Source organism: Burkholderia torrens, from assembly GCF_984668525.1.
The window spans coordinates 1,689,250-1,709,453 of the sequence record NZ_OZ480212.1 but is presented as its reverse complement, the minus strand read 5'-3'; the positions used below and the strand labels follow the sequence as shown (position 1 = coordinate 1,709,453).

Genomic DNA, 20,204 nt, shown 5'->3' with positions numbered 1-20,204 from the left:
CAAGCGGCCATCGGTTACTTTGCTTCTTTGGCATTGAGTTCAGCGAGCTGCGCCTCTACCCAGACGCCGAATTCGGCCACTTCGTCCCGCAGCTCACTGAAGGCGGCGGTATCGTTGATCGGGCTCATTCCCAAGAAGATCACTCGGAGGACTTTCGCCTGCTCCTTTGCAGCTTCGAGGATGGCGCGGCGATTCGGAGTAATTCCTGTAGGTGTCGCGATCTTGCCCGAAAGAAGTGTGCGAGGCATGTCCATGGCGAGACGGACGGCTTTCGGGTCAAGTCGAACATCAATCGAGTCATTCAGCGGCATTTTTTTGTTATCCCCGGGTGGAATTGGTTGGTCTGTCAGTATAGAGAAATCAAGGCCTGCACGTTTTCAGTTCGGGCGGGCCGACGGTGCTGAACCGTGCTAGATTCGCTGACGATACGTAACAGAAGAAGAGGGGATCGGGTTTCCAGAGGGGCATGCTTTCACCGGGCCTTACGCGTGGCATTTCCGTAAAGCCCAGCCCAACAGTACTTATCGAACCGAGCATTCGCCGAAGCCGCAGTAGCGATCGAACGCCGTTGCGCCATGCAACGGCGCGCCGCATGCCATTTCGCCGTCGCTACTCAAGCGTCCGTATCGAATTGCTGATCCCGCGTGCGCAGTCGATCACCGCCGGCGCGAGCTTGCGGCGCGCGTCGTCGAACGTCCAGCGGCTCGTCGGCGCGACCACGTGCACGGCCGCGACTGGCAGCCCCTGGCTGCCGAGCACGGGTGCCGCAATCGACATGTCGCCGATGAACAGTTCTTCCTGGTTGGTCGCGTAGCCGTCGCGCCGCGCGCTGTCGAGCAGCGCGACGAGTTCGTCGAGCGCCGTGACCGTGCGCGGCGTATGCGGCGTGCGCACCATGTCGTCGAGCCGCGCGCGCGCGTGGTCCGGCGGCAACGCGCTCAGGAACGCACGACCGGAGCCGGTGCAATACATCGGGATGCGGCTGCCGATCGGCATGTGGATCGGCACGAACTTCGTCGACACGAAACGCGCGACGTACACCATTTCATCCTCGTCCGGCTCGGTGAGATTGGTGGTTTCGCCGGTCAGGTTCGTGAGCTCGGACAGGAACGGATTCGCGACGTCGATCAGCGTATCGGCCGCGAGATAGTTGAAGCCGATCCGCATCACGTGCGGCGTGAGCTGGTAGCGCCGCGTGACCGGATGCTTGCGAATGTAGCCGAGCTTCTCGAGCGTGTAGACCATCCGCTGCGCCGAGCTTTTCGTCATGCCGGCCGCGTCGGCCACTTCAGCCAGCGTCATCGTGCGTCGCTTCGCGCTGAACGCGCGCAACACGTTCAGCCCTTTCTCCAGCGACTGGTTGAACAGGAGGTCGTTTGCTTGGTCGGGCGACGTTTCCATGGCGAAGGGCGGAATCGATTCGATATCACATCATAGCGTATCGAATATCGATACGTAAAAATCTATTTGCGATGTTTTTGATTCGTTTTAAGATCAAGCCATCGTCGCAGTGTCGATCAGCGACCGGCCGGCGCACCGGATTATTCGAGAGGGAGTCACCATGATTCCGTTCATCAAGCGGTTCGGCGCACTGGCCGCCGGTTTCGCCACCTGCATCGTTCTTTCCACGGCATCGGCCGGTGCCGGCGCGGCCGAGCCGACGCTCAAGGTCGGTGCGACGGCCACCGGCGTGCCGTTCACGTTTCTCGACGTCAAGAGCAATTCGATCCAGGGGATGATGGTCGATGCGATTACCGCGGCAGGGAAGTCGGCCGGGTTTCGCGTCGACGTGCAGCAGACCGTGTTCTCGGCGCTGATCCCGTCGCTCACCACGCAGAAGATCGACATCATCTCGGCCGCGATGCTGAAGACGCCGGCGCGCCAGCAGGTCGTCGATTTCTCCGACACCGTCTACTCGTTCGGCGAAGGCCTGATCGTGAAGGCCGACGACCCCGGCCGCTATACGTCGATGGACGATTTCAAGGATCAGGTGGTCGGCGCGCAGGTCGGCACGGCGTTCGTCGACGCGCTCAACAAGAAGGGCATCTTCAAGGAAGTCCGGACCTACGATTCGATCGCCGACATCATGCGCGACGTCGCACTCGGGCGCATCAAGGCTGGCTTCGCCGACCAGCCGATCGTCGCGTACCAGATCGAACACGGCGTCAACCGCCAGGTGCGGCTCGTGCCCGAATACCAGAGCGCCGTGAAGGGGCAGGTCTGCTTCATCGTGCGCAAGGGCGACACGGCGACGCTCGAGCAGCTCAACGGCGCGATCCGGAAAATGAAGAGCGACGGCACGCTGCAGCAGATCCTGCAGAAGTGGCACATGAGCTGAGCGCCGGCCCGCGATTCCCGAACGATATCGCCCGCCCGACGCGGGCACCCACTGCGGCGTGCCGGTAGGCCATCGCATAGGAGATCTCATGTTTTTTCAGAACGCGATCGATTTCCTGCCGATCCTGCTGAAGGGCGCGGTGGTCACGATCGAGATCACGGCATGCGCGTTCGTGCTCAGCTCGGTGCTCGGGCTGATCCTCGCGCTGCTGAAGGTGTCGCGCAACCGTGTGGTGTCGACGGCCGGCAGCACGGTCGTCAACGTGATCCGCGGGCTGCCGATCATCGTGCAGCTGTTCTACATGTACTTCGTGCTGCCCGATCTCGGCATCCAGCTGTCGGCGTTCCAGGCCGGCGTGCTCGGCCTCGGCATCGCGTACTCGGCATACCAGGCGGAAAACTTCCGCGCCGGCATCGAGGCGATCGACCGCGGCCAGATCGAAGCCGCGCACGCGATCGGCATGCGCGGGCCGATGATCATGCGGCGCGTGGTGCTGCCGCAGGCATTCCGCATCGCGCTGCCGCCGTACGGCAACACGCTCGTGATGCTGCTGAAGGATTCATCGGTCGCGTCGACGATCACGGTCGCGGAGATCACGCGTGCCGGCCAGCTGATCGCGTCGTCGACGTTCCAGAACATGAGCGTCTATACGCTCGTCGCGTTGCTGTATCTCGCGCTCGGCCTGCCGCTGATGTTCGGCGTGAACCGGCTGGGCAAGCGGCTCTCGCTGAGGAGAAGCGCATGATCCGGATCGATGCGATACACAAGCGCTTCCAGCAGCACGCCGTGCTGAAGGGCGTGAGCCTCGACGTGCAGCAAGGTGAAGTCGTGTGCCTGATCGGGCCGTCCGGCTCGGGCAAGTCGACGGTGCTGCGCTGTATCAACGGCTTCGAGAACTACGACGAAGGATCGATCGAGATCGACGGCGTGAAGGTCGACGCGCAGTCGAAACGGATCCACGAGCTGCGGATGCGGGTCGGCATGGTGTTCCAGCGCTTCAACCTGTTCGCGCACCGCACGGCGCTCGAGAACGTGATGGAAGGGCCCGTGCACGTGCGGCGCCGGCCGGCCGCGCAAGCGCGCGAACAGGCCCGCACGCTGCTCGACAAGGTCGGGCTCGCGCACCGGATGAATGCATATCCGTCCGAGCTGTCGGGCGGGCAGCAGCAGCGCGTCGCGATCGCACGCGCGCTCGCGATGGCGCCGCAGGCGATCCTGTTCGACGAACCGACGTCGGCGCTCGACCCCGAACTCGTCGGCGAGGTGCTCGGCGTGATGCGCGGGCTCGCGCGCGACGGCATGACCATGGTGGTCGTCACGCACGAAATGGGATTTGCCCGCGAAGTGGCCGATCGCGTGTGCTTCCTGCACGACGGCACCATCTGCGAAAGCGGACCGGCGCGCGACGTGCTCACGCAGCCGACCCATCCCCGCACGCAGGAATTCCTGCGCCGCCTGCTGGCGTCGGACGGCGCCGACCACCCGGATCGAACATGAGCGCAACGAACGCGGCACCCGGACGGCCCGACGCGCAGTGGTCCGATTCGCTGTGGGCGGCGACCGCCGCGCTGGCGCCCGATACACCCGCGCTCGACGCGTCCGCGTCGTGCGACGTGGCGATCGTCGGCGCCGGCTTCACCGGCCTGTCGACCGCGCTCCACCTGGCCGAACGCGGCGTGAACGTGCGCGTGATCGACGGCGCGCAGCCGGGCTGGGGCGCGTCCGGCCGTAACGGCGGGCAGGTGATCCCCGGCCTGAAATACGACCCCGACGAGCTGATCCGCCGGTTCGGCGACGAAGCCGGCGAGCAGCTTGCCGATGTGGCCGGCGGTGCGGCCGACACGGTATTCGACCTGATCGCGCGGCACGCGATCGACTGCGATGCGCGGCGCCACGGCTGGATCCAGCCGGCGCCGACCGCCGCGATGCTCGAGACGGTCGCGCGGCGTGCGCAGCAATGGACCGCGCGCGGCGCACCGGTCGAACTGCTCGACCGCGACGATGTTGCGCGCCGGCTCGGCACGCAAGCCTATGCGGGCGGCTGGATCGATCGCCGCGCGGGCAGCGTGCAGCCGCTCAGCTATACGCGCGGCCTCGTGCGCGCGGCGCAGGCGAGCGGGGCGGTCGTGCACGGGATGACGCGCGCCGTCGGGCTGACGCGTGCCGACGGCCGCTGGCAGGTCGCGACGGCCGGCGGCGCGACAGTGTCGGCGGACCGCGTCGTGATCGCGACCAACGGCTATACCGACGGGCTGTGGCCCGGCTTGCGCCAGTCGGTGATCGCCGCGAACAGCTTCATCGTCGCGACGCAACCGCTCGCGCCGGCGCTCGGTCGCGACATCCTCGCCGGCGGCGAGGTCGCATCGGATGCGCGGCGGCTGTTGCTGTACTTCCGGCGCGATGCGGCGGGGCGCCTGCTGATGGGCGGCCGCGGCCCGTTCGCGGAACCGCGTGCGACGAGCGACTGGCGCCATCTCGAGCGTGCGACGACGCTGCTGTATCCGCAATTGAAGGGCGTCCGGTTCGAATACCGCTGGGCCGGGCGCGTCGCGATCACCTCGGATTTCATGCCGCACGTGCACGAGCCCGCGCCGGGCGTGACGATCGCGCTCGGCTACAATGGGCGCGGCATCGCGATGGCGACGACGCTCGGCAAGCATCTGGCCGCGCACCTGTCGGGCGATGCGCAGCTGCCGCTGCCGTTCCGGATCACGCCGGTCCGGCCGATCCCGTTTCACGGGCTGCAGCGCTTCTATATCGCGGCCGGCGTGGCCTGGTATCGGCTGCTCGACAGCCTGTCGTAACGCAAGCGGGAAACCGCATCGCCAACCGTCGTCCGATCGGGCAGAATCGACACTCCCTGTTTCTGCCGACGGACGCCGCATGACCGATCCGAACGAATCGCCCGGCCGCCGCGCCTATGCGGGCTTCGCGCAACGCTACGCGGACATCGCGCCGACGAAGGCGCACAACGCGCTATATGAACGGCCGGCGACGATGGCGCTGCTCGGCGACGTCGACGGCCTGACGGTGCTCGACGCCGGCTGCGGGCCCGGCATCTGCAGCGAGCACCTCGCGCGCCGCGGCGCGACCGTGCATGCGTTCGACGTCACGCCGGAGATGATCGCGCTCGCGCGAACGCGCTGCGAGGGCCTCGCGGTCGATGTCGTGGAAGGCGATCTGGAGGCGCCGCTTGCGTGGTTGCCGGATCACGCGGTCGACAAGGTGCTGTGTTCGCTTGCGCTCGACTACGTGCGCGATCTCGCGCCGACGCTGCGCGAATTCCGGCGCGTCGCGCGCCCCGGTGCGACGCTGGTGTTCTCGATGGCGCATCCGATGCGCGACTGGATGGACGAACGCACGCGCGGGGACGGCACGTACTTCGACACGTCGCGTTTCGGTTTCCACTGGTCGGGATTCGGCGAGCCGCGGCCCTATGTCGAGGCCTGGCGGCGGCCGCTCGCCGATATCCTGAATGCGGTCGCCGACGGCGGCTGGCGGCTCGACCGGTTCGTCGAACCGAAGCCGCTGCCGGAGATGAAGGCCGCATCCGAACGGCTCCACGCGGAGCTGTCGCTGGCGCCGGCCTTCCTGTGCATCCGCGCGCGCTGCTGATGCGACGCGGCGCACGGCCGGCGCTCAGTGCCGCGCCGGCTCGTCGTTCAGCGTGCCGAGGAACGCTTCGATATCCTTGATGTCCTGCGCCGTCATTGCCGGCTTGTCGCCCGGCTTGCGGTCGAACGGCGCATCGGTCACGTCGACGTTCGCGCGATATTTCGGCGGGATGTCGTCGTACTCGTCGACCTTGCCGTCCGCGCCGCGCGAATAGAACTTCTGCGGCGAGATGCTGCGCTCGTTGTAGAACGCCATCACCTGGTCGAGCGTATGGAACACGCCGTTGTGGAAGAACACGTGGCGCGTCGCCGCGTTGCGCAGCGTCGGCGTCAGGAACATCGCGCAATACTGCGTCTGGTCCTTCAGGTCGTCGCGGAACGGCCCGCACACGCCGAGATCGTAGAACGCCGGGTTGCGGTTCTGCGCGAGCGCCTTGTTGCGCGGCGCACCGAGCGCCTCGTACTGGTAATCGGTAAACATCGGCGGCAAGCCGTCCTTGCCGGGCTTCGACAGGTGGCAGCCCGCGCAATTCGCCTTGTCCGGATCGTTGAACAGGCGCAGCCCGTGCAGTTCCGCCTGCGTGAGACGCGCGCGGCCTTCGAGCCAGCGGTCGTACTTGCTGTTGTACGGGTGGAAGGACGGATCCTCGACCTGGAAGCGCGCGATCGCGAACATCGCTTCCGATACCGCGAGCTGCGGGCTGTCGAACACGCGTGCGCCGAACAGTTTCTCGAACTGCGCGCGGTGCGACGACTGCGCGAGCTTGTGCGCCACGTCATCGATGCTCGCGTTCGCCATCTCGACCGGATTCAGCAGCGGGCCGAACGCCTGCTGCTGCAGCGTGTCGGCGCGGCCGTCCCAGAACATCCCGCCCTGCGGCACGAGCTGCGGCGCGGCCGACGTGCCGGCCACCTTCTGCGCCTTGACGACGTCGGCCGCCGACGCGGCCTGCTGCGCGACGCTCGGCGCGGCGTCGTTTTCGCCGGCATCGGGGCCGATGCTGAAGTTCGGCTGGCGGTACAGGTACATCAGCGACGGCGGCGGGCGATAGCCCTGCTGCGTCATCGCGAGGCCGCCCGGCTGCACGTCGAGCGCATTCGGCGGGCCGTACGCATGATCGGGGCTGTGGCATGACGCGCACGACTGCTTGCCCGACGCGGACAACGACGGATCGTGGAACAGCGCGCGCCCGAGCTGCGCGACCGCCGACAGCGGTTGCGCGGCGGGCCGCTGCAGCACGACCGGATGCGGATTCGCGCCCGTCCAGTCGGCGACCACCGTGCCGATCGCCGCCGGCACCTGCGCGGGAAATGCGATCGCGAACGCGCCGTAGCCGATCACGGCCGCGCCGAGCACGAACGCCGCGCGGCGCAGCAGGCGGGAAGGGGCACGCGGCGCGGGGGAGCCGGAGGTGTCGGGAGACGAAAACGCGGGGCGAGCTGTCATGCTGTCGGTCGAAAATCGTGCGCCGCACGAAGCGGCGCGTTGAAATGGAAACGGCCGGCGCGTCGTGCGCCGGCCATGCGGGTCATGCCGTGACGGTCAGATCGCCGGTGCGGCGCTCAGGGCAGTGCCGAGCGTCGGGTCGAGGTACAGCGGCGTCGTATTCGGCTTCGACGAGAAGTCGAACAGGTTGCGCAGATCGCCCGCCGTCGCATCGAACGAGCCGCCGCCGATGCGCTGGCCGCCGAGCCAGTTGTCTTCGATGAAGCGCACGACGGACGCCTGGTCGAGCATCGTGTGGTCGACGTAGTTCTGCTTCGCGTACGGCGAGATCACGACGAGCGGAATGCGCACGCCCGGGCCGCAGCGGCCGTTCACGGTCGCGCCGTTCACGCCGGTGGTGCCGCCCGTGCCGCACTTGCCGGCGCCGTTGACCTGGTCGACCGCGTCAGACGATGCGTGCGTCGGCGCCGTGTACACGTGGTCGTACCAGCCGTCCGAGTCGTCATAGGTGACGATCACGGCCGTGTTCTGCCAGTCCGGCTGCTGCTGCAGGAAGTTGACGACCTTCGTCACGAACTCCTGCTCGTCGAGCGGATCCGAATAGCCCGCGTGCCCGTCCTGCGCGGCCGGCGCCTTCAGGTAGCTGACCGACGGGAAGTTGCCGGCCTTCACGGCCGCGAAGAAGTCGTCCGTGTCGTATTGGTGGTTCGCGGGTTCGGCGGTCTTGCCGTCGACCTGGAAGCTCGAACCGATCGCCGCGACCGAGCTGGGGCGCGTGTGCTGCGGGTTCGCGGTCGATGCGTAGTACTGGAACCAGTTGTGGTGCGGAATGTAGTCGGCCGTCGCGGCGTTCACGGCGGTGGCGACCGTGCTGCGCGCGCAGCCCGTCGTGCCGTTGCCGTTCGTCGTCGACAGGTTGAAGCCGCCCATGAAGCCGCCCCACGTGATCTTCGCGCCGTTCAGCAGGTCGCCGATGTTCTTGCCGGTCATCATCGCCTGGTCGGTCGTGCTCGAGCACACGTCGAAGCCCGGGTCGACGTCGTTGATCATCGTGAAGCCGCCCTGGCCGTCGTTGATGTAGTACGAGGTCGCGGCGAGCGTCGACGGCTGCTTCGACGTCTTGACGATCTGCATCCCGTTGGTCTGGCCCGACACGACGTTCAGCGCGCCCGGCGTCGACGGGCCGTAGACCGTCGTGAACGTGTTGTCGCTCATCGCGAAGCGCTGCGCATAGTTCCACAGTGCCGTCACGGTGTTGCCGTCGAAGTAGCCCATCACCTGGCCCTTCGTGCCGAACGCGCCGGCGCCGCCGGACGAGCCCTTGCCCGTGTATTTCGGGAACAGGTCGGCGAGACCGTTGTCCTCGGCCAGCTGTTCGGCCGTGTACGCGTGGTTCTGGTCGGCGGTTGCGGCCTGCGTGCGGTCGAGGCGGAACGGGTTCGCCGCGTCGGTGCCGTTGGCCGTGTTCGTGAAGTTCGGGTTCGCGGTGAGCAGCGTGCCCGTCAGCCCGTTCGGCGTCGGCGTGCCGGACTTCGCGGTGAATGCCGGTTCGCCCGACGGGTTCGTCGCGTTCGGGTAGGTGCCGAAGTAGTGGTCGAACGAGATGTTTTCGCCATAGATCACGACGACGTGCTTGATCGGCGTGGCGGTCTGCAGCGCGTCCTGCGACGACACGGCGGGCGTCGACGTGGGATCGTCGCTGCCGCCGCAGGCGAACAGCGCCAGCGCTGCGGCCGCGCAGGCAGTGACGAGCAAGGCTTGACGGAACATCGGGAAACTCCAGGTAAGGTCTGCGATGGTGGAGAGCGGCCCCGTCGCCGTGTCGGTTCGGCGCGAAGCTCGTGACAGAGCACGCGCATTGGAACAGTCGCGTATGAAGATATGGGGACGGAGTGATTTCGCGACGGTTGCGTTGCGGTATCGATTTCATTACGGCCCGACGCGACACGAAAGAGAATGGAAAGGGGGGGCTGCTTGCCACCTCGGCGTTACATTCGGCGGCGCGCGGGGCGATCGCCGCGGGAGCCATGCGGGGCGGGCGAAAGGGCGTGGCCAGCCAGTTCGGCTACGAAACGCCGTGCGGCGCTTTTTTGACAATCCGGTTACGCATTCATACGATGAGCGCCTGTCGCGCCCGTCGCGTGATTTCCAACCGTCAGGGAGGTTTCAGCGTGCCGATCCCCGTTCTGTTCGCCGTTCTGTGCGCGGCGTTCCTGCATGCGTCATGGAACGCGCTGGTGCGCAGCAGCGGCGACCGGTTGCGCTCGGCGACGGTGTTGCAGATCGCGATCGGGGTGTTCGCGCTGCTGTTCCTGCCGGCTGCCGCGCCGATCACGCCGGCGAGCTGGCTCTGCGTCGTCGTGTCGGCCGTGATCCACGTCGTCTATACGCTGCTGCTCGTCCGAGCGTACGAACACGGCGACCTGAGCGTCGCATACCCGGTCGCGCGCGGCACGGCGCCGCTGCTCGTCACGCTCGGCGCGGCGGCGTTCGCGGGCGAGCGCCTGAACATCGGCGCGCAATGCGGGCTCGTGCTGATCTGCGCGGGCATCATGGCGATCGGGCTGGAGCGCGGACGCGGCGCGAAACACCGGATGATGCAGGTGCTGCCGACCGCGTTCGCAACCGGCGTGTCGATCGCGGCGTACAGCGTGGTGGACGGGATCGGCGTGCGCGAGAGCGGCAGCACGGTCGGCTATACGGCATGGATGTTCGTGCTGACGGGCGCGCTGATGGCCGCGTATTACCGGCTGCGGGCGGGGCCGCTGCGGCTGACGCAGGACGTCGGCGAGACGGCGAAGGCCGCCTGCGGCGGCGTGTTCGCGGCGCTCGCGTACGGCATCGTGATCTGGGCGATGGATCGCGCGCCGATGGGTCCGGTGTCGGCACTGCGGGAAACGAGCGTGGTGTTCGCGGCGTTGATTGCGCGCGTCTATCTCGGCGAACGGCTGACGCCGCGCCGGGCGGCCGGATGCGCGGTGATCGCGGCGGGGGCGTTGCTGATCAGTGTGTTCGAAGCGGTGCGGTAAACGCGTCGACCCGATGTGCCGGGCGCGCCGCGTGACGCGTCAGCTTTCCACCGGCATCGCACTCGTGCACTTGATCTCGTCGAGGCACACGCTCGAATGCACGCCGCTCACGCCGGGAATCCGCATCAGCGTCTCGAGCAGGAACCGCGACAGCCCTTTCAAATCGTGCGCGACGACCTTCAGTACGTAGTCGATGTCGCCCGTCACCGAGAAACATTCCTGGATCTGCGCGAGATCGGACACCAGTTTCTGGAACTTCGACAGGTCGCGGATATGCCCGCGCTCCATCGTCACGTGCACGAACGCCGTGACGCCGAAGCCGAGCGTATCGGGGCACAGACGGGTCTCATAGCGGCGGATCGCACCGATCTCCTCCAGCCGCCGGTGGCGCCGCAATGTCTGCGCGGGAGACAGGCCGACAGCCTTCGCCAGGTCGAGGTTCGACGCACGGCCGTTCTCCTGCAGGATCGAAAGCAAATGTCGGTCGATACGATCGAGAACCGGTTCAGGCATTTTGTTTCCTTATTTGTCTCCTGAGCGCAATCTTATCTCATAATGTAGGGTTTGCATGAACCGGTTACGCAACCCGATTTCGTCGTCGCAACGCTAAACTGACCCCGGATTTTCGTGTGCGGCCGCAGCAATGCGGATGCGGCGACAGTCGGCGGCCGGTCTGGCGGGTTCGCCGACGCGAATCGGGCGCCGCCACACGAAGATTGCAGTCCCCCAACCCGGTGGCTCCACGAACGGCTGCCGGCACAGCAAAAACAGCGCCCGGCACCCCGAGGCGCGCCGCACCGCTTCCGGCGGAGGCGGGCAGAATGGAGAAGACATGGTTTCTGGAAACGAGAGCGACGGCCTGAAGCGCGGGCTGAAGAACCGGCACATCCAGCTGATTGCGCTCGGCGGCGCGCTCGGCACGGGGCTGTTCCTCGGCATCGCGCAGACGATCAAGATGGCGGGCCCGTCCGTGCTGCTCGGCTATGCGGTGGCCGGCATCGTCGCGTTCTTCATCATGCGCCAGCTCGGCGAGATGGTCGTCGACGAGCCCGTCGCGGGGTCGTTCAGCTACTTCGCGAACAAATACGTCGGCCACTTCACCGGCTTCCTGTCGGGCTGGAACTACTGGGTGCTGTACATCCTCGTCAGCATGGCCGAGTTGTCGGCCGTCGGGATCTACGTGCAGTATTGGTGGCCGGGCGTGCCGACCTGGGTGTCGGCGCTGGTGTTCTTCGTCGCGATCAACCTGCTCAACCTGGCCAGCGTGAAGTCGTACGGCGAGACGGAATTCTGGTTCTCGATCATCAAGGTCGCCGCGATCGTCGGGATGATCGGCTTCGGCGGCTGGCTGCTCGCGAGCGGCCATGCGGGGCCCGAAGCAAGCATCGCGAACCTGTGGCAGCACGGCGGCTTCTTCCCGAACGGCGTGTCGGGGCTCGTGATGTCGATGGCCGCGATCATGTTCTCGTTCGGCGGGCTGGAGCTGATCGGCATCACCGCGGCCGAGGCTGACGATCCGAAGCGCAGCATTCCGCGCGCGACCAACCAGGTCATCTACCGCATCCTGATTTTCTACATCGGCGCGCTCGCGGTGCTGCTGTCGCTGTATCCGTGGGAAAAGGTCGTCACCGGCGGCAGCCCGTTCGTGCTGATCTTCCACGCACTGAGCAGCAACGTGGTGGCCAACGTGCTGAACGTCGTCGTGCTGACGGCCGCGCTGTCGGTCTACAACAGCGGCGTGTACAGCAACAGCCGGATGCTGTTCGGCCTCGCGCAGCAGGGCAATGCGCCGAAGGTGCTGTGCTCGGTGAACAAGCGCGGCATTCCGCTCGCCGCGCTCGGCGCGTCGGCGCTCGCGACCGGCGTGTGCGTGCTGGTCAACTACTTCATGCCGGGCAAGGCGTTCGAGGTGCTGATGGGCCTCGTCGTGTCGGCGCTGATCATCAACTGGGCGATGATCACGGTGATCCACCTGAAGTTCCGCCAGGCCAAGCGTGCAGCCGGGGAGGAGACTTCCTTCCGCAGTCTGGGCTATCCTTTCACGAATTACCTGTGCCTGGCATTCATGGCCGGCATTCTCGTCGTGATGTACCTGACGCCGGATCTCCGCCTGTCGGTGTACCTGATCCCGGTTTGGCTCGCGGTGCTCGCGGTCGGGTATCGCTTCCGTCAGAAGAATGCAGGCTATGCGGTGCATGACGGCGTATCCGCACGCTGACGCAGGCCACGACCGATCATTCTTCCAAACGAGACCGACTCAAGCCATGTTCGAACACATCGACGCGTATCCGGGCGATCCGATCCTGACGCTGAACGAAAACTTCCAGAAAGATCCGCGCGACCAGAAGGTCAACCTGAGCATCGGGATCTATTTCGACGCCGAAGGCCGGATTCCGGTGATGGGCGCCGTGCGCGAAGCCGAAACCGCGCTGCAGCGCGAGAGCGGCCCGAAGCCGTACCTGCCGATGGTCGGCCTGGCCGCGTACCGCGACGCAGTGCAAGCACTCGTGTTCGGCGCCGATCACCCGGCCCGCGTGGCCGGCCGTATCGCCACGGTGCAGACGCTCGGCGGCTCGGGCGCGTTGAAGGTCGGCGCCGATTTCCTGAAGCGCTATTTCCCGGATGCGCAGGTGTGGCTGAGCGACCCGAGCTGGGAAAACCACCGCTTCATCTTCGAGCGCGCCGGCTTCACGGTGAACACGTATCCGTACTACGACGAAGCGACGGGCGGCCTGAAGTTCGACGCGATGCTCGCGGCGATCGACGCGCTGCCGGCGCGCAGCATCGTGCTGCTGCATGCGTGCTGCCACAACCCGACCGGCGTCGACCTCGACGAAGGCCAGTGGGAGAAGCTGATCGACGTGATCGAGGCGCGCGGGCTGCTGCCGTTCGTCGACATGGCGTACCAGGGCTTCGGCGCGGGCCTCGACGCGGACGCGTTCGCGGTGCGCGAGCTGGCCCGCCGTGGCGTGCCGACGCTCGTCGCGAACTCGTTCTCGAAGAACTTCTCGCTGTACGGCGAGCGCGTGGGCGGCCTGAGCGTCGTCTGCGAGGATGCGGCCGCGGCCGACCGCGTGCTCGGCCAGCTGGCCGGCGCCGTGCGCTCGAACTACAGCAACCCGCAGACCTACGGCGCGAAGGTCGTCGCGGCCGTGCTCGGCACGCCGGCGCTGCGCAAGCAGTGGGAAGAGGAACTGTCGGCGATGTGCCGCCGCATCGCGCGGATGCGCCAGTCGATCCACGACGGCCTGCGCGACCACGTCAGCGGCGAGGCGCTCACGCGCTACGTGAAGCAGCGCGGGATGTTCACGTACACGGGCCTGACCGAATCGCAGGTCGACGCGCTGCGCGAGGTGCACGGCGTGTACATCCTGCGCTCGGGCCGGATGTGCGTGGCGGGCCTGAACGATTCGAACGTCGGCATCGTCGCCGATGCGATCGGCAAGGTGCTGAAGAGCGGCGTCTGAGTGCGGCGCGCCCCGGCGCGCAACGAACGATGCTGGACGACCGGCTGCTTCCCGTCGCGGGAGCAGCCGGTTTTTTCTTGCGCGGCGGCAACGTGCGCCGGCGGACGGACGCGTACGCATTCGCGCTTGCAGCGGTACGATCACGGCATCCGACGCAACACGAAAGGAGCGACATGGGCATCCGGATCATCCAGCTCGGCACGCCGCGCGCGGCCGGCGAGGGCCTGCGGATCGGCACGGTGCGGCGCCCGCCGCGTGGTGTTCCCAAGGCGGAATTCGCGTCGCGCAACTACTATGATGTATGGTTGCCGACGCTGTCGCCGAGCGCCGAACTCGTTGCCCAGGCACAGGCCGCCGGGACCGACGCCGAATGGAAGGCGTTCAAGCGCCACTTCCGCGCGGAGATGGCGCATGGCGATCCGGCGAAGGTGCTGGACCTGCTGGCGGCGCTGTCGGCCACCACGGCGTTCTCGATCGGCTGCTATTGCGACGACGAGCGCCATTGCCACCGCAGCGTGCTGCGCGAGCTGCTCGCGGAGCGCGGTGCGGCGATCGAACCCGACGCGGGCTGAGGCCGCGCCGCGTTGCCGCACCGCGATCGTGCGGTGCAGCGAACCGCTTGACGTGGGTCAAGCGCGCGGCCGCGCGCGCCACTATGCTCTCGTCATGGAGCCATCACGACGATGACAGGCCAACAGATGCACATTACTTTTCCGCCCGAGCCGCCCGAATATTGCGCGCGCGACCTGGTCGTCGCGTTTTCGGCGCTGGTCGACGGGCGTTTCGTACAGTGCGCGGTCACGGCCGAGGCGCTGGAAGATCATTTCGGCGCGCGGTCGCTGCTCGAACGCGACCTGCTGGCCGCATTCGACGGGCACCGGACGGCAATCGAGGCGATGGCACGGCGGATGCTCGAGGAAATCGGCGGCCGGCCGGTGCTGCTGCACAGCGGTCACTTCCGGCTCGAAGACTGATACCGCAGGAGGGCGCATGACTCTGCAGGGCAACATTCACGAACGCGACTGGTCGGTCGAAGTCGAGACGCGCCCGTGCGAATCGGGCGAGTTCCGCTGCCGCGTGTCTGTCGAGCACGGCGCCGGCGCCGCGCGGTTTCATCATACGTTCGAGCACAGTCATGCCTATCCGACCGAGCGCGAGGCCATGATCGAAGGGCTGCGGGCCGGCATGACATGGATCGAGATGAAGTCGTCGCAGGTTTTCAACGTATGAACGGCCCGCGCCGGTAAAGGCGCGGGAGGATGGTCGGCCGGGCAGCGATCGAAGCATCGCGCCACGCCACGGGAAACGCGTGCCGCCGCATCGTGATGCGGGCGGCGCAAGCAAGGCGGTCGACGAGCAGGCGGCCCCGTCAGGAGACACGACATGGGCGTGGGCATGCAGATCGCCTGCCTGGGATTCACGGGGGCCGCCGCGGTGGAGGCCGAGGCCGGCGCGCAGTTGGTACGCCTCGAACGGTTCCGCGCGCTGATCGACGGCTGCCACCTCGCGATCGAATCGCGCGCGGCGACCGATGGGGGGCGGCTGTACGACGTGCGGCTCGACCTGGTGATGCACGACGCGGCGCTCAGGCCGCTGCCGCCGTGCGTCGGCAATGACGTCGACGAGGCGCTGCGCCGCGCCTTCGCACAGGCCGAACAGGCGCTGATCGCGTGGCAGGCGGGCGGTGCAACGGTGGCACTGCGCGGATGATCGAGAGTCGTGCGTCAGACCCGCGCAAGCGCTTGCGCGTCGATGATGCGCACGCGCTTGCCGCGCGTTTCGACCAGCGCTTCGCGATGGAACCGCGAGAACATCCGGCTGACGGTTTCGAGCTTCATCCCGAGATAGCAGCCGATTTCCTCGCGCGTCATCCGCAGGTTGAACTCGGTCGCCGAATAGCCGCGCGCCTCGAACCGCGACGATAGGTTCAGCAGGAAATGCGCGACGCGCTGTTCGGCCGACATCGTGCCGAGCAACAGCATCTGGCTCGATTCGCGGACGATCTCGCTGCTCAGCATCTGGTAGAGGAAGTGCTGCATCGGCTTCATCTCGCGGCACGCCGCTTCGAGCGCGCCGAACGGGATGATGCACACGACGCTGTCTTCCAGCGCGATCGCGTCGCAGCAATGCTGCCCGCCGCCGATACCGTCCATGCCGAGCGTTTCACCGGCAATCTGGAAACCCGTCACGTGCTCGCGGCCGTCGCGATGCATCATCACCGTCTTGAACGAACCCGCGCGCACCGCATAGATGCTCTGGAACGGATCGTCGATGCGGAACAGCGCGTCGCCCTGGCGAACCTGCCGGGTCGTGCAGATGATCGCGTCGAGCCGGCCGTATTCGGCGGCCGTCAGGTGCGGGGGCAGGCACATCGAGCGCATCGCGCAGGCCGAACAGCGGGCGGCCGGATGTTTGGCGGCGTCGGCGCGTGCGACCGTGCGCAGCGGAATCGTGGGCCGGGGTACGACGGAGACGTCGGCGGCGCAGGCGGTGGCTGTGGACATAAGTCACTCCGGCTCGTCAGGTGCGGTGCACGCGAGCGTGCACCAGGGATTCGATGACACGGCATGCGGCGTCGAATTCGACGGTCTTGTCGAAGAAGTAGTCGGCTCCCGCCGTCGCGCATGCCTCTCTGAATGCCGGCGCCGAGTGATTCGTCAGCACGATCGTGACGATGCGCGGCGCGACCTTCGACAGCATCCCGATCAGGTCGAGGCCGCTGCCGTCCGCGAGCCGCACGTCGACGATCACGACGTCCGCCCGGCTGCTGCGGATGTGCGTCCACGCGTCCTGGCCGTCTTCCGCTTCGCCCACGACGGCGACGCCGCGGATCGCGCCGACGAGCAGCGCGATGCGCTGCCGGACGGCGACGGCGTGATCGACGAGAAACACCCTGAGCGCGGCGGGTGACAGGCTGGCATTCATGCCGGCAGTATCGTGTTGCGCCGCCGAAATTGAAATCGGCCGAATTGGAAGTTGGTGTAGGCCGCTTCGACGCGTTGTAGGGCGTTTCCTACAACGCGTACGGGAAACCGCCGGAGCGGTTTCGACAGTGCGAGGCCGCGTGCGCGGCCGAAGGGCGCCGGTGCCTGGTCAGCCGGCCGCGCGTGTCGCGAGGGCGTCGCGCGCCGTGCGACACGCGGCCAGATCCCACGCGGCACAGCCGACGCTCTTGAACAGCAGCGGGCCGCCGCGCGCGAAGGTGCCGTTCAGCACGTCGGCGAGCGACGCGACGTGCTGCCAGTCGACCCGCGCGACGATCAGGTCGCCGGCTTCGTGGCGCGCGCCGGCCGGATCGTCGACGACGAGCCGGCTGCCGTGCACCGTGTTCGCGTCGATCTCGGCGGCATCCGCGGTGAACGCGCCGACGCCGACCACCAGCCGGCCTTCGCGCGCGGCTTCCCGGTAGACGGGCGTGCGGCTCGTCGTCAGCGTGACGACGACGTCGATCGCATCGGGAATCGCGTCGCCGTCGAGCGGCACGAGCCGCGGCGCCTGCGCGCGGTGGGCCGCGCAGAACGCGGCCGCGCTGCCGGCGCTCGTGCCGCGTACGTGGAGGCGTGCTTCCGGAAAGATTGCCGCGAGCGCTTCCGCGTGATTGGCCGCCTGCTTGCCGGTGCCGATCAGCAGGATGTCGCGCGGCGCGGCGCCGTGCAGCGCCTGGATCCCGAGCGCGGTGACGGCTGCCGTGCGGCGGCCGGTGACCGTCGGGCCGTCGAGCGAGAAGCGCATCTCGCCCGTGTTCGCGTCGTATGCGGTCACCTGGCCGAGGATCGTCGGCAGGCCGCGTGCGCCGTTGCCGGGGCACACGTTCACGAGCTTGTGGCTCGCGAGGTCGCGCGCGCTCGACGGCATCGACAGCATCACGCCGCCGGCCTGCAGCGGTATGACCAGACGCTCGGGGCTGACGATCTCGCCCGCCGCATACTCGGCGACGGCTTGCCTGAGCGTGGCGAGCAGCGCCGGGTAGGCGAGCAGCGCGGCCGTGTCGGCCGCATCGAAAACGGGAATCGGGGAAAGGGCAGTCATCGTGTACGTCGCAGGCGTCGGTGAGCGTGAACGACGGGCGCGTGCCGCGCCCGCCAAGGGTTGCCGGAAACCGTGACACTGGGCAGTGTGGATCGAATCTATACCACCTGCTGGCGCACCTGCAACCCAGAAAATAAAGCGAACGGCTGATTTTGGTTCTAATATCTGTCCAGAAAGACCGCAGTGGCGCGTTGCCCGTGCCGCTCCGGTATAGTGCGAACCCATTCCAGATCCACGCCCGCGACCGGGCAGGAGCCATACGATGATGTCCGCGCGTCCCGAATCACTCGAAGGCGGTTTCAGGCCGCTGCAGATCTACGAGCAGGTGGCCGAGAAGATCCGCGACGAAATCCGCGCCGGCCGCTATGCGGCCGAGTCGCGGCTGCCGTCCGAGCGCGAGCTCGCGGGGCTGTTCCAGGTCGGCCGGCCGGCCGTGCGCGAAGCGCTGGGCGCGCTGCAGAACGAAGGGCTCGTGTTCACGAAGCGCAATTCGGGCACCTATGTGGTCGCGGCGCCGCTCGACGTGCTCGCGCAGCGCGGCGACACGCGCACGGCGTCGGAGGCCGACTTCAGCCCGACGTCGACGCTCGACGTGCGGCTGATCCTGGAGCCCGCGATCGCGCGTCTCGCGGCGGCCCACGGCCGCGCCGATCCCGGCGCCGAGCGCTATCTCGCGCAGATGGAAACCATCACCGACGTCGACGATCCGCACCAGCGCGCGCTCTGGAACGAGAGCGACCGGCTGTTCCACCGGCAGCTCGCGCTGATGACGGGCGACGCGCTGATGGTGAAGATCGCAGACGAAGTCGCGAAGACGATGGACCAGCCGCTGTGGAAGCGCCTGAAGGACGACGGCATCTACGACGCGGGCCGGATCCGGCTCTACGTGTCCGAGCACCGGCTGATCTACGAGGCGATCGTGTCGGGCGACGCCGATGCGGCCGCGTTCTATGTCGAGCAGCACATCCGCCGCGTACGACGGGACATCGCGCCGAAGTAGGCGTGAAGCCACGCGAATTCGTTTTGGTCTTAAATATGACCAAAATCCCGAAATTATTTTGAAATTGCTTGCGATGTGACCACACGTGTCCTACATTGGTTTCACACAAAACCAATCAGGAGACATCATGCGACACCTCGTTACCGCGCTCTCGGTGGCCGTTGCCGCCGGCGCGCTGACTTCCGCGCACGCGCAGGAAGTCGTGATGATCGGCCATTCGGCGCCGTTGACGGGCCCGCAGGCCGCGAACGGCAAGGACAATGAAAACGGCGCGCGGCTCGCCGTCGACGAGCTCAACAAGGCCGGCATCAAGGTCGCCGGCAAGGCCGTCACGTTCAAACTGGTTTCCGAAGACGACCAGGCCGATCCGAAGGCCGGCGTGCAGGTCGCGCAGAACCTCGTCGACAAGGGCGTCGTCGCGGTGCTCGGGCCGTACAACTCGGGCGTCGCGATCCCCGCGTCGCGCGTGTACTCCACCGCGGGCGTGCCGATCCTGCCGGTCGCGTCGAACCCGGCGCTGACGAAGCAGGGCTTCAAGAACATCTTCCGGATCGGCGCGAGCGACGAGCAGCTCGGCGGCACGATGGCCACGTTTGCCGCGAAGACGCTGAATGCGAAGACGGCCGCCGTGATCGACGATCGCACCGCGTACGGGCAGGGCGTCGCCGAGCAGTTCATGAGCGTCGCGAAGGCGAACGGGATCAAGATCGTCGACCAGGAATACACGAACTCGTCGGCCACCGATTTCCTCGGCATTCTCACCAAGATCAAGGCCGGCAACCCCGACGTGATCTTCCTCGGCGGCTACGCGGCGCAGGGCGCGCCGATGGCCAAGCAGATGAAGCAGCGCGGGCTGCGCGCGAAGCTGCTGGGCGGTGACGGCATCTGCTCGGCCGACATGGGCAAGGTCGCGGGCGACGCGGCGTCGATCGTCTACTGCGCGCAGGGCGGCGTCGCGCTCGAGAAGACGGCGGCCGGCCGCGAGTTCCTGAAGAAGTACCACGACACGTATCACACCGATACGCAGGTCTACGGCGTCAACTACTACGACGGGATGAAGCTGCTCGCCGATGCGATGGTCAAGGCCGGCACGACCACCGACAAGGCGAAGCTGATCGCGCAGCTCGCGAAGTCGAACTATACGGGTGTCGCCGGCACCTATTCGTTCGATGCGAACGGCGACCTGAAGGGCGCGCCGACGACCGTCTACGTGATCCGCAACGGCCTGCCGGAGCCGTATTCGAAGTAAGTGCGCCCCTGCCTGTCACCGGACGGCGGCC

22 protein-coding genes are annotated in these 20,204 nt (G+C 67.1%); 14 read left to right on the top strand and 8 right to left on the bottom strand.

The window, feature by feature from the left end; all coding sequences use genetic code 11:
• Positions 1–14: 14 nt before the first annotated feature.
• Positions 15–311 carry a hypothetical protein gene (locus AC5LXX_RS23955; protein WP_493411213.1) on the bottom strand — a complete coding sequence of 99 codons (297 nt, stop codon included), beginning with the start codon at positions 309–311 and terminating at the stop codon, positions 15–17.
• A 298-nt stretch (positions 312–609) separates the two neighbouring features.
• Positions 610–1,401, bottom strand: a complete 792-nt coding sequence (locus AC5LXX_RS23950) for an IclR family transcriptional regulator (RefSeq protein WP_493411212.1) — start codon at positions 1,399–1,401, stop codon at positions 610–612.
• A gap of 160 nt (positions 1,402–1,561) precedes the next feature.
• Here AC5LXX_RS23950 and AC5LXX_RS23945 point away from each other — a divergent pair, with 160 nt between their 5' ends.
• The 5 genes from AC5LXX_RS23945 (at position 1,562) to AC5LXX_RS23925 (ending at position 5,953) form a co-directional block, all read left to right on the top strand.
• Positions 1,562–2,338 carry an ABC transporter substrate-binding protein gene (locus AC5LXX_RS23945; protein ID WP_493411211.1) on the top strand — a complete coding sequence of 259 codons (777 nt, stop codon included), beginning with the start codon at positions 1,562–1,564 and terminating at the stop codon, positions 2,336–2,338.
• 88 nt (positions 2,339–2,426) lie between these two features.
• Positions 2,427–3,083, top strand: coding sequence for an amino acid ABC transporter permease (locus AC5LXX_RS23940; protein WP_493411210.1), 657 nt, complete (start codon positions 2,427–2,429; stop codon positions 3,081–3,083).
• On the top strand, positions 3,080–3,835 hold the full coding sequence (locus AC5LXX_RS23935) for an amino acid ABC transporter ATP-binding protein (RefSeq protein ID WP_493411209.1): 756 nt from the start codon (positions 3,080–3,082) through the stop codon (positions 3,833–3,835). The genes AC5LXX_RS23940 and AC5LXX_RS23935 overlap by 4 nt, the downstream gene beginning before the upstream one ends.
• Positions 3,832–5,142 (top strand): NAD(P)/FAD-dependent oxidoreductase, encoded by a 1,311-nt coding sequence (locus AC5LXX_RS23930; protein WP_493411208.1) that lies wholly within the window; start codon positions 3,832–3,834, stop codon positions 5,140–5,142. The genes AC5LXX_RS23935 and AC5LXX_RS23930 overlap by 4 nt, the downstream gene beginning before the upstream one ends.
• 79 nt (positions 5,143–5,221) lie before the next feature.
• Positions 5,222–5,953 carry a class I SAM-dependent methyltransferase gene (locus tag AC5LXX_RS23925; RefSeq protein WP_493411207.1) on the top strand — a complete coding sequence of 244 codons (732 nt, stop codon included), beginning with the start codon at positions 5,222–5,224 and terminating at the stop codon, positions 5,951–5,953.
• A gap of 24 nt (positions 5,954–5,977) precedes the next feature.
• Here the strand turns inward: AC5LXX_RS23925 and AC5LXX_RS23920 are convergent, their stop codons facing one another.
• Both AC5LXX_RS23920 and AC5LXX_RS23915 read right to left on the bottom strand, forming a co-directional pair.
• Positions 5,978–7,399, bottom strand: coding sequence for a cytochrome-c peroxidase (locus tag AC5LXX_RS23920; protein WP_493411206.1), 1,422 nt, complete (start codon positions 7,397–7,399; stop codon positions 5,978–5,980).
• Positions 7,400–7,495: 96 nt separating this feature from the next.
• Positions 7,496–9,169, bottom strand: coding sequence for a phospholipase C (locus AC5LXX_RS23915; RefSeq protein WP_493411205.1), 1,674 nt, complete (start codon positions 9,167–9,169; stop codon positions 7,496–7,498).
• A gap of 347 nt (positions 9,170–9,516) precedes the next feature.
• On the opposite strand from AC5LXX_RS23915, the gene AC5LXX_RS23910 reads away from it, so the two are divergent.
• Positions 9,517–10,428: an EamA family transporter gene (locus AC5LXX_RS23910; RefSeq protein WP_493411204.1), complete on the top strand. Its 912-nt coding sequence runs from the start codon at positions 9,517–9,519 to the stop codon at positions 10,426–10,428.
• A gap of 39 nt (positions 10,429–10,467) precedes the next feature.
• On the opposite strand, the gene AC5LXX_RS23905 is transcribed toward AC5LXX_RS23910, so the two are convergent.
• Positions 10,468–10,941: an Lrp/AsnC family transcriptional regulator gene (locus tag AC5LXX_RS23905; protein ID WP_174379575.1), complete on the bottom strand. Its 474-nt coding sequence runs from the start codon at positions 10,939–10,941 to the stop codon at positions 10,468–10,470.
• A 319-nt stretch (positions 10,942–11,260) separates the two neighbouring features.
• Between AC5LXX_RS23905 and AC5LXX_RS23900 the strand changes: the two genes are divergently transcribed.
• The 6 genes from AC5LXX_RS23900 (at position 11,261) to AC5LXX_RS23875 (ending at position 15,605) form a co-directional block, all read left to right on the top strand.
• The gene (locus AC5LXX_RS23900) at positions 11,261–12,646 is read left to right on the top strand and encodes an amino acid permease (protein ID WP_493411203.1); all 1,386 of its coding nucleotides are present in this window, start codon (positions 11,261–11,263) and stop codon (positions 12,644–12,646) included.
• A gap of 46 nt (positions 12,647–12,692) precedes the next feature.
• Positions 12,693–13,895: an amino acid aminotransferase gene (locus AC5LXX_RS23895; protein WP_493411202.1), complete on the top strand. Its 1,203-nt coding sequence runs from the start codon at positions 12,693–12,695 to the stop codon at positions 13,893–13,895.
• A 173-nt stretch (positions 13,896–14,068) separates the two neighbouring features.
• Complete coding sequence (locus tag AC5LXX_RS23890; protein ID WP_493411201.1) at positions 14,069–14,467, top strand: DUF488 domain-containing protein; 399 nt, start codon at positions 14,069–14,071, stop codon at positions 14,465–14,467.
• 111 nt (positions 14,468–14,578) lie between these two features.
• Positions 14,579–14,869, top strand: coding sequence for a DUF1488 family protein (locus AC5LXX_RS23885; protein ID WP_493411200.1), 291 nt, complete (start codon positions 14,579–14,581; stop codon positions 14,867–14,869).
• A 16-nt stretch (positions 14,870–14,885) separates the two neighbouring features.
• Positions 14,886–15,125, top strand: coding sequence for a UDP-glucose 4-epimerase (locus AC5LXX_RS23880; RefSeq protein WP_124447685.1), 240 nt, complete (start codon positions 14,886–14,888; stop codon positions 15,123–15,125).
• 153 nt (positions 15,126–15,278) lie between these two features.
• Positions 15,279–15,605 carry a metal ABC transporter ATPase gene (locus tag AC5LXX_RS23875; RefSeq protein WP_493411199.1) on the top strand — a complete coding sequence of 109 codons (327 nt, stop codon included), beginning with the start codon at positions 15,279–15,281 and terminating at the stop codon, positions 15,603–15,605.
• 14 nt (positions 15,606–15,619) lie between these two features.
• On the opposite strand, the gene AC5LXX_RS23870 is transcribed toward AC5LXX_RS23875, so the two are convergent.
• From AC5LXX_RS23870 to lhpI, 3 genes are all read right to left on the bottom strand, one after another.
• Positions 15,620–16,399 carry a helix-turn-helix domain-containing protein gene (locus AC5LXX_RS23870; RefSeq protein ID WP_124447681.1) on the bottom strand — a complete coding sequence of 260 codons (780 nt, stop codon included), beginning with the start codon at positions 16,397–16,399 and terminating at the stop codon, positions 15,620–15,622.
• 16 nt (positions 16,400–16,415) lie between these two features.
• Positions 16,416–16,820, bottom strand: a complete 405-nt coding sequence (locus AC5LXX_RS23865) for a response regulator transcription factor (protein WP_493411198.1) — start codon at positions 16,818–16,820, stop codon at positions 16,416–16,418.
• A 168-nt stretch (positions 16,821–16,988) separates the two neighbouring features.
• Entirely contained in the window at positions 16,989–17,924 is a 936-nt protein-coding gene (gene lhpI, locus AC5LXX_RS23860; protein ID WP_493411197.1) for a bifunctional Delta(1)-pyrroline-2-carboxylate/Delta(1)-piperideine-2-carboxylate reductase, read from the bottom strand.
• Positions 17,925–18,186: 262 nt separating this feature from the next.
• Here lhpI and AC5LXX_RS23855 point away from each other — a divergent pair, with 262 nt between their 5' ends.
• Together AC5LXX_RS23855 and AC5LXX_RS23850 are read left to right on the top strand one after the other, a co-directional pair.
• Positions 18,187–18,924, top strand: coding sequence for a FadR/GntR family transcriptional regulator (locus tag AC5LXX_RS23855; RefSeq protein WP_124447675.1), 738 nt, complete (start codon positions 18,187–18,189; stop codon positions 18,922–18,924).
• 127 nt (positions 18,925–19,051) lie between these two features.
• A complete protein-coding gene (locus AC5LXX_RS23850) occupies positions 19,052–20,173 on the top strand; it encodes a branched-chain amino acid ABC transporter substrate-binding protein (RefSeq protein WP_493411196.1) in 1,122 nt (373 codons plus the stop codon).
• The last annotated feature ends 31 nt before the right edge of the window (positions 20,174–20,204 follow it).

Bases quoted from the DNA above. Each gene is read 5' to 3' on its own strand.
- AC5LXX_RS23955 (WP_493411213.1), bottom strand. From the start codon at position 311: ATGCCGCTGAATGACTCGATTGATGTTCGACTTGACCCGAAAGCCGTC.
- AC5LXX_RS23950 (WP_493411212.1), bottom strand. From the start codon at position 1,401: ATGGAAACGTCGCCCGACCAAGCAAACGACCTCCTGTTCAACCAGTCG.
- AC5LXX_RS23945 (WP_493411211.1), top strand. From the start codon at position 1,562: ATGATTCCGTTCATCAAGCGGTTCGGCGCACTGGCCGCCGGTTTCGCC.
- AC5LXX_RS23940 (WP_493411210.1), top strand. From the start codon at position 2,427: ATGTTTTTTCAGAACGCGATCGATTTCCTGCCGATCCTGCTGAAGGGC.
- AC5LXX_RS23935 (WP_493411209.1), top strand. From the start codon at position 3,080: ATGATCCGGATCGATGCGATACACAAGCGCTTCCAGCAGCACGCCGTG.
- AC5LXX_RS23930 (WP_493411208.1), top strand. From the start codon at position 3,832: ATGAGCGCAACGAACGCGGCACCCGGACGGCCCGACGCGCAGTGGTCC.
- AC5LXX_RS23925 (WP_493411207.1), top strand. From the start codon at position 5,222: ATGACCGATCCGAACGAATCGCCCGGCCGCCGCGCCTATGCGGGCTTC.
- AC5LXX_RS23920 (WP_493411206.1), bottom strand. From the start codon at position 7,399: ATGACAGCTCGCCCCGCGTTTTCGTCTCCCGACACCTCCGGCTCCCCC.
- AC5LXX_RS23915 (WP_493411205.1), bottom strand. From the start codon at position 9,169: ATGTTCCGTCAAGCCTTGCTCGTCACTGCCTGCGCGGCCGCAGCGCTG.
- AC5LXX_RS23910 (WP_493411204.1), top strand. From the start codon at position 9,517: ATGAGCGCCTGTCGCGCCCGTCGCGTGATTTCCAACCGTCAGGGAGGT.
- AC5LXX_RS23905 (WP_174379575.1), bottom strand. From the start codon at position 10,941: ATGCCTGAACCGGTTCTCGATCGTATCGACCGACATTTGCTTTCGATC.
- AC5LXX_RS23900 (WP_493411203.1), top strand. From the start codon at position 11,261: ATGGTTTCTGGAAACGAGAGCGACGGCCTGAAGCGCGGGCTGAAGAAC.
- AC5LXX_RS23895 (WP_493411202.1), top strand. From the start codon at position 12,693: ATGTTCGAACACATCGACGCGTATCCGGGCGATCCGATCCTGACGCTG.
- AC5LXX_RS23890 (WP_493411201.1), top strand. From the start codon at position 14,069: ATGGGCATCCGGATCATCCAGCTCGGCACGCCGCGCGCGGCCGGCGAG.
- AC5LXX_RS23885 (WP_493411200.1), top strand. From the start codon at position 14,579: ATGACAGGCCAACAGATGCACATTACTTTTCCGCCCGAGCCGCCCGAA.
- AC5LXX_RS23880 (WP_124447685.1), top strand. From the start codon at position 14,886: ATGACTCTGCAGGGCAACATTCACGAACGCGACTGGTCGGTCGAAGTC.
- AC5LXX_RS23875 (WP_493411199.1), top strand. From the start codon at position 15,279: ATGGGCGTGGGCATGCAGATCGCCTGCCTGGGATTCACGGGGGCCGCC.
- AC5LXX_RS23870 (WP_124447681.1), bottom strand. From the start codon at position 16,399: ATGTCCACAGCCACCGCCTGCGCCGCCGACGTCTCCGTCGTACCCCGG.
- AC5LXX_RS23865 (WP_493411198.1), bottom strand. From the start codon at position 16,820: ATGAATGCCAGCCTGTCACCCGCCGCGCTCAGGGTGTTTCTCGTCGAT.
- lhpI (WP_493411197.1), bottom strand. From the start codon at position 17,924: ATGACTGCCCTTTCCCCGATTCCCGTTTTCGATGCGGCCGACACGGCC.
- AC5LXX_RS23855 (WP_124447675.1), top strand. From the start codon at position 18,187: ATGATGTCCGCGCGTCCCGAATCACTCGAAGGCGGTTTCAGGCCGCTG.
- AC5LXX_RS23850 (WP_493411196.1), top strand. From the start codon at position 19,052: ATGCGACACCTCGTTACCGCGCTCTCGGTGGCCGTTGCCGCCGGCGCG.